The organism is Chthoniobacter flavus Ellin428 (assembly GCF_000173075.1).
GTDB classification, from domain to species: Bacteria; Verrucomicrobiota; Verrucomicrobiia; order Chthoniobacterales; family Chthoniobacteraceae; genus Chthoniobacter; species Chthoniobacter flavus.
This window is the reverse complement of record NZ_ABVL01000033.1, coordinates 18,024-31,112: the sequence shown is the minus strand read 5'-3', so window position 1 is coordinate 31,112 and position 13,089 is coordinate 18,024. Positions and strand designations below refer to the sequence as shown.

The following is a 13,089-nucleotide window of genomic DNA, read 5'->3' as shown; positions in this document are numbered from 1 at the left end:
TGCGGAGTGCGGAGTGCGGAGTGCGGAGTGCGGAGTGCGGAGTGCGGAGTGCGGAGTGCGGAGTGCGGAGTGCGGAGTGCGGAGTGCGGAGTGCGGAGTGCGGAGTGCGGAGTGCGGAGTGCGGAGTGCGGAGTGCGGAGTGCGGAGTGCGGAGTGCGGAGTGCGGAGTGCGGAGTGCGGAGTGCGGAGTGCGGAGTGCGGGGCGTGATGGGGGTGGCGAAATAGAGGAGTGAGGAGCTGAGGCTTTTATTGGCCGGAAAATCGTGGGGGATGCGTCAAGCTAACCGCAAAAGCGGAAGCAAGTTTCGCAGGGATTCCGAATTCCGCATTCCGCCCTCCGCATTCCGAATTTCCTCATTTCGCCTTGCCAGCGTACTCCTCCCAATGCTGCGCGACCTTGGCTTGGTCGGTATCGCCGGCGTGGAAGTAGAAGCGATAGCGGAAGGTCACGCTCTGGCCCGGGGCGACTTTGAAATCGCCCGCATGTTTGTCGTCCAGCTTTTCAAATTGCGCTTTGCCAAAGGGATTGGCCGCGAAGAGGCCGTAGGTGCGCACGTGCCACCAGGTGGGATGCCGCGGGTTTTGCGGATTGTCGAACATCGCGATGCCGGCGGTCTTGCCTTCCACCGGCCCCCAGTAGTCGCACCAGTTGGCGCGCGTGCCCCACGCCTCGGCGTCCTTCTTGCCTTCGCTGGTGACGATGTGGCCGTCGCCCTTCGGCGCGGTCTTCTCGCCCTTGGCCTTGGGCTTGTCCACGCGCATCGATTCCGGCACGCGGATGGCCATCGAGCCGTCCTTGTCATCACCAAAGACGAGTTCCTTTTCCCCGGCCTTGATGGTGATGTCGAAATCGATCATCGGGCCATCCGTGCCCTTGTGAAAAGTGATCGTCCGTTCGTCGCTGCAGAGCTGCTCGCCCGTGCCGTCGATGATCCACTTGTTCTTGTCGTGGAGCACGGCTTCGCTTTCGCCATTCTTCAAGTCGCCAAAGGAATCGTGCACGATCTGGCCGAGCCTGGCGTTCGGTTCATTTTTGGGCAGGGAGTCTTCCCAAAAGCCGATGCCATTGACATTGCGATGCCCCCACCACAGGCCCTTGTGGTGCGGGTGATCGTGGTCTTCGCCGGGCATGTCGTCCTGCAATGGCCAGTGGCGCGTCATCGCGCCACCGGTCGGTCCGATGATCGGATACATGTAAGGACGGCGCGCCCCCGAAAAGTGGTATTCGGTGAAGAGCTTGCCATCGATCTGCACCGTCACTTTGTCCGCCTCCTGTTTGAGTTCCACCCCGGCGAAAGCGAGTGGAGTGAGCGAGACGACACAGAGAGTGGTGAGGGACCAACGAAGGGGGCGAATCATGGGGAGCGGGGAGGGCGGGGGAAGTCGTGGGGTGTGAGCGGACAACCTGTGTCAGCGGAGTTTGTTTGGCGGGAACTGCGAAGCGTGACAAGGCGGAAAACGCCCCCCAAACGGTAGGAACGATAGAGCACGAACGGGCATAAGACGGGATGTCGCCGTTAGCGCTGGCGTGTAGCGACATCGCCATTAGCACCGTTCCGGAAACCGCCGACTTCGGCAGCGGCCCGGTGGATGGGTACGCGATGCAGGTCCAGATCGTGCCGGAGCCCGGCAGCCTGTCGGCGCTTTTAGGCGGTATCGCCGTCCTCGGTTTCCGCCGTCGCCAGCGGCGGCGCTGATCAACGGAGGGATGCGCTCCTGCGCATCCCACTTTTCGGGCGATCGCGATCGGCAGAAGACCACGGAGCGCACCAGAGCGCGTTCCTCCGTAATTCTGTCCTCCGATTCGAGCCGGTCTCCTTACGCGCAGGACGCCGCCTCGGCATGGCGGGATGGCTCCGTTCCGCCCTCGATTTGCGCCACCCATGCGGCGACGGTGCGCCCGATCGTTTCCGGATGATCCTCCTGCAAATAATGATGCCCGGAACCCAGTCGGATCAGCCGGCAATTCTGCAATCGGCCCACGGTCTTTTCGGCGTAGGCCGGAGAGACGAGTGCACCGGGATCACCGACAAAGAGCAGCTTGGGATAAGTCGACGCATCGAGCGCGGCGTAGGCTTGCTCGAGCATCGACCATACGTCGGCGGGCTCGCCGGCGATGGGAATCTGATTGGGAAACTTCCAGACCGGGCGGCGCGATTGCGGGGTGGGGAAGGGGGCGCGGTAGACGGCCATCTCGTCCTCGCTCAGCTTGCGCACCATCGAGGCCGGGAGCGCCTGCTCGACGAAGACGTTTTGCTCCAGGATCATTTGTTCGCCGACCCCAGGCGTGCGGAACGCCTTGAACATTTCCCGCACCTGCGGCGAGGGGTGGAAATCATCCCACGTCGGCACGGGGTGGATGAACTCCATGAACGCGATGCCGCGAATGAAATCCGGCCGGCGGGCGGCGAGATGAAAGGCCAGCGCCGTCCCCCAATCCTGCGCCACGAGATACGCCGACTCCACACCGGACGCTGCGATGAAGGCATCAAGATAGGCGACGTGATCGCGCAGGCGATATTCCAGGTCCGGCTTGCCCGATTGACCGAAGCCGATGAGATCCGGTGCGATGCAATGCGCCACCGGCGAGACGAGGGGCAGGATGTGCCTCCAAATATACGACGAAGTGGGATTCCCGTGGAGAAAAAGCGCGACCGGCGCTTGCGGATCGGGATGAACGATTTCGCGATACGCCATCTCGGAATCGAGGACACGGCGTTTGGGCAGACTAATGTCGGTGCTGGTTTTCATGGCGATGGAGGTGTGATGAGGACAGGCGGTGGAAGAGGAAGGTGCTGTAACCGGATTCATTGAACTCGGTTACGCGTGGGGCGGTGGGAGGTCGCGGGCGGTTGAAAAACAGTGGCAAAAGCGATGGCCTTGAAACGCTCCAGCGGGGCCGCATTGCGCTCCACTTTCATCCGCAGGATCGCGCCCTCCCACGAAGCGAGCAGAAACTCCGCAAGATCCTCCGGCTCGAAAGCGGAGCCGATCTCTCCCGTCGCCTGAGCCTCCGCGATGCACGCCGCAAACGGAGCGCGCCATTCGGCAAAAATCCCGGCCAGCCGGGCCCGCAGTTTTTCGCTATGCGGCGCGGATTCCAGGCTGAAGTCGCCGATCATGCAGCCGCACGTGAAGCCCCGGCTTTCCAGTCGGTTGGTGATGAGGTCGAGATAGCGCCGCAGCCGCGCGCAGGGGGACAGGCTGGTATCCTGGAGTGCCTGCTCCACCACCTTTTTCGTCTCCGCGAAAAAGCGCTCCAGCACCTCGACGGCAAAATCCTCCTTCGAACGGAAATGATTGGTAAACGAGCCGAGGGGCGCGTTGGCCTCGGCCGCAATATCGCGGATGCCGGCGCCAAGATACCCCTTGCCGTACATGACTCGAAAACCGGCATCGAGGAGCTTTTCGCGCAGAGATTCTTTAGGCATGGCGCATTAACTAATACGTTCGTACGTATTGTGTCAATGCGGAAGATTGCATCGAGCAAATGCATGGGAGGAGAAGAGGGACGAGTTGAGGGTTGAGAGTTAAAAGTTGAGAGCCCCCGCTGGCCAACGAGGGGGCGGCAGCGTTGTTGCCCCAGCGAGTATTTTCCTCGTTCGGCGTGCAGGCGTGGAGTGGATCCCAGTCCGGTTTCCCAAAAGGGGCACCTTGCAGTGCAGTGCTAACCCTAAAAATGTCTGCAGTCTGCGTGGATTTTTTAACCGCGAATGGACGCGAATAAACGCGAATAGAGGAGGAAGATGAATGCAGTGTCCATTCGCGCCCATTGGCGTCCATTCGCGGTTTTTTATTCCACCAGCCCCTCTCCACTTCTTCTCTGCGGTTGTCCCCACGGCACCGCGGACTTCTCACCAAGCTTCGAATCTGCGGCCTCTGCGTTTAAAAATTTCTTTGGTTGCGGCTCGGCCGCGCTGGGGCGGAGGGTTTAGGCCATGCCGTCTGACGATCGGCATTCACCGTTTTGCGATCGAAGCGAGGCGTCGGGGGGGTGTCGCGTGTTCCCAAAATGCGCGCAAAGTCGACTCGACGACGCGACCGGGCCGCGTATGCTAACCCATGCTGGATCAACCAACGCTCCGAGCGAAGGTGCCCGCTATGCGCGTGGAGTATTCCTCGCACCTGTATCGCGTGGCGCGTCACGATTCCTGGAACTGGATCATGCGGCGAAAAAAGGAGGTCGCCACCTGGGGCGGCGTGATCTTTTTTGTCGCGGCGTTTTTCATCTGGATGGTGCGCGGAAGCGAAGCGGAATTTTTGGTGCCGTTCTTCTCGGGATTGATCGCGGTGGCGATCGCGGATGCCGCGGTCTTCGCCATGCATTTGCTCTATCTCACACCGCGAAAATTGTGTGCCCTCAAACAACAGCAGCTCGATTCCGAACGCCACAAATTTGCCGCGACGCTGGAGAAGGAAAAACAGTCCATGCAACTCCTGGTCGCAGAGCTCGACACCTTGAAGTCGAGGATGGACGAGCGCCCTTTGAAACCGCTGGAACTGCGCGAGGAAATCGATCAATTGATCGCCGAGGGCGAGATCCTGCTGGATTCGGCGGAGACCACGATGGTGGAGGAATCGGAGTTGTGGTTTGAGGACGTGGAGCGATTCGCCAAGCGGCACTTGAACCCGGGCCAATACGATCATCTCCACGCCGTTGTTCCCTCGGACGTGGAGGAGCAGGTGAAATTTCATCGGGGCGTGTTCTGAGAGTGCGCCGCTCGCGGAGGAAGAGTTCGCCGTGGCGGAGCGTCTGGTGAAGATGACCTCCCGGCTTGAGGGAATTGCGCGAGGAGATCAGCCGCGCGGCGCCGAGGAAACATGCGGTGAAGTGACTGCCCCGCGCTGCCTCCGAGGAAATTACGGACGCGTCGCGCGGCGAAGCCGCAACCAAAGGCCTACCCATTTAAACGCAGAGGACGCCGAGATGCAGAGAAGAAGTGTTGAGGGGTTGAGTTGGACGAAAAGTTTCTCCGCGCTTTGGAAATTTTTTTGGAATTCGCGCTGGCAGAGAGACGGAGGGATGCGCTCCTGCGCGTTCCCCAATTTTCGCGCTCGAGGATGAGTTTAGATAACGCGCGGCTGTGGGACTCCGGGGAGCGCACCCGTCCCGGGTGCTGGCGAAGGCGTCCTCGCCTTCGCGAACTTTTAGAACTTCCGCTCTTCTCTTTTGCCCTATCGTGGGAAAGTTCGTTTCGGCGAGACGCCGAAACCAGCACCCGAGACGGGTGCGCTCCCCGGAAGTCCCCGGCCGCGCCTCCATTGCACTCCAGGCGCTCCGCTCGGTCCGGGCGCTTATGTTTGGGGACGGGTGCGCTCTCCGGAATCCCGCGGCCGCGCTTTGCCGATATTTTACCCTCACTCCCTCCAAAAGACGGGAAGGGCGACTTCTACTGCGGCAGGTCGGTGTTGCACACCCCGGCGGTGCCGGGATGGAAGATATTTCCGAGGAAATGCAGATCGTGCGGCGGGTTGGGCTCGCCGCTCTCGATGAGGACGGCGTATTTATAGCGCGGGGGTTCGCGTTTGGGGACGCCATCGACGAGCGGTTGGTCGCGCCCGGTGTCGTAAACGATATTGCCCTGGATGATGACGTCGCTGAGCGCAGGATTTTCCGCCAGCGGCGCGTGGGTGAAACGGATGGGCGCAATCGTGCCCCCGTTTTGCCAATTCCACGCGGCATCGCCGTAGCCGAAATCGGTGATGATGTTATTGGCGATGATCGAGCCACCGTCGTTGTTCGGGCTTTGCGCCGGCACGTTGTCATGCGCCGGTTGCGCCGCGCCGGAAGCGGTGCCGGGCATGAGGCCGATGGCCCAGAGATCGTTGCGGACGAATTGATTCCCGGTGATGAGCACATTGCGCGCGCCATGCATCGCCTTCATGCCGACGAAGGAATTCGAGACGAGGTTATTCGCCACGATGATCTGGTCGCAATGCAGGTCCATGCCTTGCGCGGCGTTCTCGATCTGGTTGCCGAGCAATTGGGTGCGCGTGGTGATGCGCGGGCTGTTGATGACGATGCCGGATCCCTGCTGCCAGTTGTTCGTGTAGCCGGCGTCCCACACTTGCTGGCTCATGAGCCTGCCCTTCTCGGGATTCTTTTTCGTGAACTGGCCAAGGCCGTATTTCTCTTTGTTCCCGGGCGTGGGGTGCAGATGGTTTTCCACCACACGGCAATTTTGAATGAGCGTGCCTTCGCTGTATTCGACATTGATGCCGGTGCCATCGAGGCAACGGAAAGCGTAGCCGTAGAGCGGTGAAGCGGTGCGGTCGTCGATGTTCACTCGCATGTAGTTTTCCACCAGGCAGCCGCGCACCTGTGTGCCGCTGCTTTCGCGAATGGCGATGCCGGAGGCGATGGTGCGATTGTCGATGACCCGCACGTCCTCGATGGTCGTCTCGCTGCATTGCCGCACATAGATGCCTTCCTGCGTGGTGTCCATCTGCCCCTCGGGACGCGTCAGCGTGAGGTCGCGGATCCGGACGCCGCGGGCTTTTTCCACACGCAGAATGGGCTGCGCAGGATTGGTCTGGATGATGCGCCCCGAGCCATAAAGACCGCTGTCGCTTGCGCTGATCTCGATGTGCCGCGAAATCGGGTAGTCGCCCGCGGGAACGAAGACCATCTTTCCGGGGTTCGCATCCACTGCGGCCTGGATGGATTCGTACTCCGCCACGCTCGGCGATTGCGCGAAAGTGATCGTGGCGCCGGCGAGCAGCACGGTGAGAATGAGAATCAAGGAGGGACGCGGCATGGCTTCGATGGGGTGGACTTACGGAGAAGGGTCAACGTCTCCAACTCAGTAAAGGGCGGTTTCTTGTTAAGAATCGGCCCTCCGGCGGGATTGACGCTGCGCTTGCATCTTTCGAAAGTAGTCATCCCTCTCATGAGCATTCCTCCTCTCCGCACTTCCATCGTCCTGCTGCTCGGTTCCGCGCTGTTGCCGCTGGCGGCCCAGACGCCCGCGCCCGTGGTACCGAAGCCTTTGCTCGTCTCCGATCCGACGTTGCGGGTGGATCTCTTTGCCACCGTGCCCGAGGTGGAGGCGTGCACCACGGTGTGCGCGGCGCCGGATGGATCGGTCTACGTCGGCAACGACGTGCGCGACGAAAGGCTGAATACCGATCAACCCGTCTGCCAGATCGTGCGCTTCTCCAGCGGCACGATGGAACGCAAGCGGACGGTTTTCGCCGACAAGCTTTACTCACCGGCGGGCAGCCTGTGGTACGACGGCTGGCTCTATGTCATTCATGATCCGCTGATGTCGCGGTTCAAGGACACCGATGGCGACGGCGTGGCCGATGTGCGCGAGGATCTCATCACCAATCTCGGCATCAAGCCGAACGCGGGGCTGAACGATCACGTGGTGAGCGGCTTCACCCTCGGCATGGATGGCTGGTTTTACATCAGCGTGGGCGACCGCGGCATCTTCGAAGCGAAGAGCAACAAGGACGGCTCGATGGTGACGCTGCAGGGCGGTGGCATCGTGCGTTGCCGGCCGGATGGTTCGCAGCTGGAGATTTTCTCGGGCGGCACGCGCAATCACCTCGAGGTCGATCTCGACGCGTTCGATCGCGCCTTCACCCGCGACAACACGGATGACGGCAACGGCTGGTGGACACGCGTGACGCATCACATCGAGGGCGGCTATTACGGCTACCCGTTTTATTTCAAGGAAGACACGACCAATGGCTTGATGGCGCCCGGTCCGCAGAAGCCGCAATTCACCGCCACGGCGCTGTCGCCGAATGAGCGTTTCCTTCCGGCGATGACGGATTTCGGTGGTGGTTCGCCGACGGGCGGGCTCGTCTACATGAGCGACGGCTTGCCGGAGAAATATCGCAACGTGCCGTTCTTCTCCGAGTGGGGCAAGGCGGCGGTGTATGCCACTGACCTGGCCCGCGAAGGCGCGACTTACAAGGTGGCGAAGGACACGTCGCTGGTGAACGCGGACAAGGGCGGCGATTTCCGCCCGATGCAGCTCTCGGTGGCGCCGGATGGCTCGGTGCTCATCGCGGATTGGGGTTGGGGCGGATGGAAGGCGCCGAAGACGCTGGGCGCGGTCTGGCGGTTGAGCTGGCCCGAAGCCCGACCGGCCCCGCGCATCGCGGACAATGCGCCGGTGCCGAAGCTCATCGAAGCACTCGGCCATGTGGATCGCGACCAACGGCTGCGCGCGGAGTTCGCGCTCGTGAAGCAAGGCGAGCCGGTCGTGCCGCCGCTCATCGAAGTGTTGCATGATGCCAAGGCGCCGGCGGTGAAGAAAGCGCATGCGTTGTGGGCACTGGATTTGATCGGCGACGGCTCGCCGGAACTGCGAGACAAAGTGACCGGGTTGATCCGGCAGGTGCTGACGGATTCGGCGCCGGAAATTCGCGCCCAGGCCGTACGGGAACTGGCCATGCGCAATGTCGCGCCGGCCACGGACGAGATCGTCAAGGCACTGAAGGACACCGACCCGGAAGTGCGCCTGCAGGCGGCGATTGGCCTCGGCCGGATGCGTGCCCACGGCGCGGTGCCGGCCTTGATCGGCGCGCTCTCGGAAGAGGATCGCTGGATCCGCTTCGCCGCCCGCGTGTCACTGATGAAGATCGCCGACTGGCAGCAGCTCGCACCCTTGCTCAAGACGCAGGACTCGCGGGTCCGCGAGCAGGCGTGGCTGGCCTTTGATAGCTCGTACGATCCGAACGCCGTCGCCGTGCTCGCTCCGCTGGTCCACGACGAAGATGCCGCGGTGCGTGCCCACGCTGCCGCCGCGCTCGGCCGCATTTCCTATTTGCCGGCGGCTTACCCCGGCTCATGGTGGGGCACGCAGCCGGTGAAGAATCCGCCGCCTTTGAATACGGTGGCTTATGCCGGAACGTCGAAGGCCATCGAGGCACTCACGGCGGCGTTGAACGACACCGATCCGACGGTGGCTCTTGCGGCCGCGAAAGCACTCGCCCAGGGAATCGGACCGGAAGCCTTGCCGGCCCTGCGGGCGCGACTGACTACGGAAGGGGATCCTGGAGTGCGCCGTCAGCTCATCGAAACGCTCGGCGTGCAAAAGGATCCCGAGGCGTTGAATGTGTTTACGCGGATCGCGCTCGATGAAAAAGCCGATGCGGACTTCCGCGACACGGCCATCGCGGCCGTCGCCAATATCGGTGGTGACGAAGCGAAGAAGACGATCGTCAAACTGGCCGGCGCCCAACTCTCGCACATCGCCACGCGCAAGGTCATCGAAGCGGCCGGCGAGATGAAGGCCACGGACGCGGCGCCGGCGATTCTGCCGCGGTTGAGCGATTCCGATCCGGCGATCCGCCTCGCGGCGGCGAAGACGCTCAATTCTCTCGGACACAAGAGCTGGGCTCCCGGCACGGTGGATGCGCTGCTCACCTTGCTCGACGACAAGGACAGCAAGATCGTCATCGCGGGAATCGAGGCGCTGAGCAATGCGCACGACCCGGTCGTGCTGCCGCGCTTCATCGCGCTGGCGGAGAAGAACCGCTACCGCAAGGAAACGGTCGGGGCGATTGCCTCGCTCGGTGGCGAGCAGGTCATGCCGGTGCTCATCACCATGCTCGGCGACAAGAACATCCGCGTCCGGCAGGAAGCGGCCAAGGCTTTGCGCAAGTATCGCGACAAGGCGTGGCCGATCATTGAGCAGAAGTTTCTGACCAACGAGCTGCCGCCGGAATACGAGCCGGAGCTGCGCAGTCTCTTCGAGAGCGGCACGCTCGTGAAGTGGAAGATGATCGGCCCCTTTGAGAACGTGTGGGAAGCCGTGCACCCGCCGGAGACCGATGCGCTCGCGCAAAGCGGCCAGCCGGACCTCGCGAAGAAATACACCAACGCCGAAGGCAAGGAAGTCGGCTGGAACGACGTGAGCGGCAACAGCGACACCGGCCTCGTCGACCTCGGCCAGGTCTTCCACACGAACGGCATGGTCTGCGCCTATGCGTATGCGGAAATCGATTCGCCGGAGGAAGCGGATGGCAAGCTGCTCGCGGGCAGCGACGATCAACTCGCGGTCTGGCTCAATGGCAAGAAGGTGCACGACAGCGGCTCGGGCAGCCGCGGCTTCGAGCCGGACCAGGATCAGGTCGATCTGCACTTCAAGGCGGGTAAGAACCAGTTGCTGCTGAAGATCGGCAACGTGAGCGGCACGTGGCAGTTTGCGGCACGCCTCCCGGGCTTCGATGGGACGAAGTATGTGCAATCCAAGGAGCCCACGCCCGAGGAGAAGCAGCGCGCTTATGCGCTGGCCACGAAACCGGATGGCTCGTGGATGCATGCCGGCGATCCGAAGAAAGGCGAAAAGGTGTTCCGCGATCCGACTGGCCCGCTCGCCGGCATCTGCGCCACCTGCCATACGGTGAAAGGGCAGGGTGGTCAGGTCGGCCCGGACCTCAGCGCCATCGCGGCGAACTACAAGCGCGCCGATCTCATCACCTCCATCCTCGAGCCGTCGAAGACCATCGCGCTCGGCTTCGAGCAGGTGATGATCGAGACCACCGGCGGCGATACCTTCTTCGGCGCGCTGCGCGTCCAGACCGACGATTCATTGACCATCGTCGGCGCCGACGCGGTGAAACACGTGGTGAAGAAGGCCGACGTGAAGAACCGCACCGACATGAAGACCTCGCTCATGCCGCAAGGCCTCACCCTGGCGCTCAAGCTCGACGACTTCGTCAATCTCGTCTCGTTCCTCGAGACGCTGAAGGGCAAATAGCGGCGCTGCGTTGCCAGGAATTCACGAACCCTCTCTGGTGACGACTCGACGCTGCCAATGCGGTTTTAGCCGGGTTGCAATTTTTGCGTGAGGGGTGTTCTGTTCGACTTTTCGGATGCCCTCGCCGCCACTGCGTACTGTCCCTGAAGCTTTCGCCCTGGCGCTTCAGCTTCACCAGGCGGGGCGGTTGGCGGAAGCCGAGACGCTCTATCGGCAGATTCTTGCCGTGGAGCCGAATCACGCGAATGCGCTGCACTTCCTCGGGGTGGTGGCCCATCAGGTCGGACAACAGGAGACAGCCATTGATCTCATTCGAAGAGCAATCGCTCTCGACCCGGCCAATGCTGTCGCCCACTCCAATCTCGGCTATGCCTACCACGCGCAGGGGCGCACCGAGGAGGCGATTGCGGAGTTTCGTCGGGCGCTCGAACTGAACCCTGGCGATGCGTTGGTTTACTACAATCTCGGTAATGCGCTTGGCGAGTGCAGCCGGCGCGACGAAGCGATCGCCGCGTATGAACAGGCGCTTCGCTACCGTCCGAATTATCCCGCGGCTTGTTTTAATCTGGCCAATACCTTGCGAAACCACGGCCGGCTGGACCGGGCAATAGCCGCCTATAGACAGGCCTGGCGATTGGTTCCCGGGGACGCGGATGTCGCGATCAACCTCGGCAACGCGCTCGTCGAACAACGGGAATTCTCCGAGGCAACGGCGGTGTTACGCCACGCGCTGCAACTGCGGCCGGACAGCGCGATCGCCCACTACAACTTGGGCAATGCTCTTCGAGCCCAGGGATTGCTCGATGAAGCGATGCTGGCCTTTCGTCGCGCCTTGGAAATGGACCCGCACTTATCGGAGGCCTGGCATAATCTCGGCAACGCTTTCCGCGACCGCGGGCAGTTCGACGAGGCCATCGCCAGTTACCAGCAGGCACTCGCCAGCAAATGCGACTATGCGGCGGCCATCGTCAGTCTCGGTAATGCCTGCAAAGATCAAGGCCGCCTGGACGAAGCAATGAACGCGTTTCGCCGTGCCTTGCAACTGCAGCCGGAGGATGCGGGAACACACAGCAACCTCGTCTATAGCCTGGAATTTCACCCCGCCTCGGAGACCGGGATCATCACCCGGGAACAGGAGCGCTGGAACGAACGGTTTGCTGCTTCGTGGAAGCAGAAAGTCCCAGCGCACGCCAATGATCGCTCCGGGACACGACGACTGCGCATTGGGTACGTATCGTCTGATTTCAAAGACCATGTCATCGGCAGGAACGTGCTCCCCTTGCTGCAATGCCACGACCGTGCAGGCTTTGAAGTCGTCTGCTATTCCGGAGTCGAAACTGCGGACGAATTGACAGCGGAGTTTCGCCGCCAGGCAGACGAGTGGCACGCGACGGCAGATGTTCCGGACGAGGCGCTGGCCAATGCCATTCGCCGCGATCGAATCGATATCCTCGTGGACCTCACCCAACATTTGGCGGGTAACCGGTTGCCGGCTTTTGCCCGCGAGCCTGCGCCCGTGCAGGTGAGTTTCGCGGGTTATCCGCAAACGAGCGGCGTGGCGGCGATCCCGTATCGCATCAGTGATCGATGGCTGGAGAAAGGTGGCCTCGAAAATTCGGAAGGAATGGTGAAAGCGACTGCCCGGGAGCAAGTTTTTTTGATCGATAGCTTTTGGTGTTACGATCCTTGTGGGGCGGGAGTACAGACGAATGCGTTGCCCGCGGAAAACGCCGGGATGATCACTTTTGGATGTTTGAACAACTTTTGCAAAGTGAACGATCCGCTGCTGAAACTCTGGGCTCGTGGGCTCAAGGCGGTGAAGAACTCGCGTCTGATCCTCCTCAGCCACGAAGGCAGTCAAACGCAGCGCACCCGCCAGTTCCTCGAAGGCGAGGGAGTGGACCCGGCGCACATCGAATTCGTCGCCCCGCGCTCCCGCAAACCATACCTGGAGCTCTATCACCGGTTGGACATTGCGCTCGATCCGTTTCCCTACAACGGTCACTCCACGAGCCTGGATGCGCTCTGGATGGGAGTGCCCGTCGTGAGCCTGTGCGGGGATCGACCCGTTTCGCGGGCCGGCCTGAGCCAATTGAGCAATCTTGGGTTGCCGGAGTTGGTCGCATCGACGAAAGACCGATACGTGGACATCGCCACTGGTCTGGCCAACGACATTCCCCGGCTCAAAGAACTCCGGGCGACCCTGCGTCAACGTATGGAAAAGTCCGTCTTGATGGATGCCTCTCATTTTACCCGGCAGATTGAGAATTGTTACCGGACCATGTGGCGGCAGTGGTGTGCGGATTGGAAGGCCTGAACCTGAGCGCCATCGCGGCGAACTGCAAACGCGCCGACTTCGTCCATCTCGTCT

The 13,089-nt window shown here is 61.8% G+C and carries 8 protein-coding genes; 4 read left to right on the top strand and 4 right to left on the bottom strand.

Features of this window, described 5'->3' with window-relative positions; genetic code table 11:
* Window positions 1-354 precede the first annotated feature (354 nt).
* Window positions 355-1,359, bottom strand: a complete 1,005-nt coding sequence (locus CFE428DRAFT_RS29420) for a DUF6807 domain-containing protein (protein ID WP_006983367.1) — start codon at window positions 1,357-1,359, stop codon at window positions 355-357.
* A 149-nt stretch (window positions 1,360-1,508) separates the two neighbouring features.
* Between CFE428DRAFT_RS29420 and CFE428DRAFT_RS36395 the strand changes: the two genes are divergently transcribed.
* Window positions 1,509-1,697: a PEP-CTERM sorting domain-containing protein gene (locus CFE428DRAFT_RS36395; protein ID WP_006983366.1), complete on the top strand. Its 189-nt coding sequence runs from the start codon at window positions 1,509-1,511 to the stop codon at window positions 1,695-1,697.
* Between the two features lie 121 nt (window positions 1,698-1,818).
* On the opposite strand, the gene CFE428DRAFT_RS29415 is transcribed toward CFE428DRAFT_RS36395, so the two are convergent.
* Window positions 1,819-2,751, bottom strand: coding sequence for a haloalkane dehalogenase (locus tag CFE428DRAFT_RS29415; RefSeq protein ID WP_006983365.1), 933 nt, complete (start codon window positions 2,749-2,751; stop codon window positions 1,819-1,821).
* Between the two features lie 56 nt (window positions 2,752-2,807).
* Window positions 2,808-3,431: a TetR/AcrR family transcriptional regulator gene (locus tag CFE428DRAFT_RS29410; RefSeq protein ID WP_006983364.1), complete on the bottom strand. Its 624-nt coding sequence runs from the start codon at window positions 3,429-3,431 to the stop codon at window positions 2,808-2,810.
* Between the two features lie 631 nt (window positions 3,432-4,062).
* On the opposite strand from CFE428DRAFT_RS29410, the gene CFE428DRAFT_RS29405 reads away from it, so the two are divergent.
* Window positions 4,063-4,710: a hypothetical protein gene (locus tag CFE428DRAFT_RS29405; RefSeq protein ID WP_157447681.1), complete on the top strand. Its 648-nt coding sequence runs from the start codon at window positions 4,063-4,065 to the stop codon at window positions 4,708-4,710.
* Between the two features lie 680 nt (window positions 4,711-5,390).
* Here the strand turns inward: CFE428DRAFT_RS29405 and CFE428DRAFT_RS29400 are convergent.
* Window positions 5,391-6,758, bottom strand: a complete 1,368-nt coding sequence (locus tag CFE428DRAFT_RS29400) for a right-handed parallel beta-helix repeat-containing protein (RefSeq protein WP_006983362.1) — start codon at window positions 6,756-6,758, stop codon at window positions 5,391-5,393.
* A 132-nt stretch (window positions 6,759-6,890) separates the two neighbouring features.
* Between CFE428DRAFT_RS29400 and CFE428DRAFT_RS29395 the strand changes: the two genes are divergently transcribed.
* Window positions 6,891-10,718, top strand: coding sequence for a PVC-type heme-binding CxxCH protein (locus CFE428DRAFT_RS29395; RefSeq protein ID WP_006983361.1), 3,828 nt, complete (start codon window positions 6,891-6,893; stop codon window positions 10,716-10,718).
* A 115-nt stretch (window positions 10,719-10,833) separates the two neighbouring features.
* Complete coding sequence (locus tag CFE428DRAFT_RS29390; protein ID WP_006983360.1) at window positions 10,834-13,035, top strand: tetratricopeptide repeat protein; 2,202 nt, start codon at window positions 10,834-10,836, stop codon at window positions 13,033-13,035.
* Window positions 13,036-13,089: the final 54 nt, after the last annotated feature.

What these genes read in the sequence shown, in the direction of transcription:
- CFE428DRAFT_RS29390 (WP_006983360.1), top strand. Translation starts at nt 10,834, where the DNA reads ATGCCCTCGCCGCCACTGCGTACTGTCCCTGAAGCTTTCGCCCTGGCG.
- CFE428DRAFT_RS29400 (WP_006983362.1), bottom strand. Translation starts at nt 6,758, where the DNA reads ATGCCGCGTCCCTCCTTGATTCTCATTCTCACCGTGCTGCTCGCCGGC.
- CFE428DRAFT_RS29405 (WP_157447681.1), top strand. Translation starts at nt 4,063, where the DNA reads ATGCTGGATCAACCAACGCTCCGAGCGAAGGTGCCCGCTATGCGCGTG.
- CFE428DRAFT_RS29410 (WP_006983364.1), bottom strand. Translation starts at nt 3,431, where the DNA reads ATGCCTAAAGAATCTCTGCGCGAAAAGCTCCTCGATGCCGGTTTTCGA.
- CFE428DRAFT_RS36395 (WP_006983366.1), top strand. Translation starts at nt 1,509, where the DNA reads ATGTCGCCGTTAGCGCTGGCGTGTAGCGACATCGCCATTAGCACCGTT.
- CFE428DRAFT_RS29420 (WP_006983367.1), bottom strand. Translation starts at nt 1,359, where the DNA reads ATGATTCGCCCCCTTCGTTGGTCCCTCACCACTCTCTGTGTCGTCTCG.
- CFE428DRAFT_RS29415 (WP_006983365.1), bottom strand. Translation starts at nt 2,751, where the DNA reads ATGAAAACCAGCACCGACATTAGTCTGCCCAAACGCCGTGTCCTCGAT.
- CFE428DRAFT_RS29395 (WP_006983361.1), top strand. Translation starts at nt 6,891, where the DNA reads ATGAGCATTCCTCCTCTCCGCACTTCCATCGTCCTGCTGCTCGGTTCC.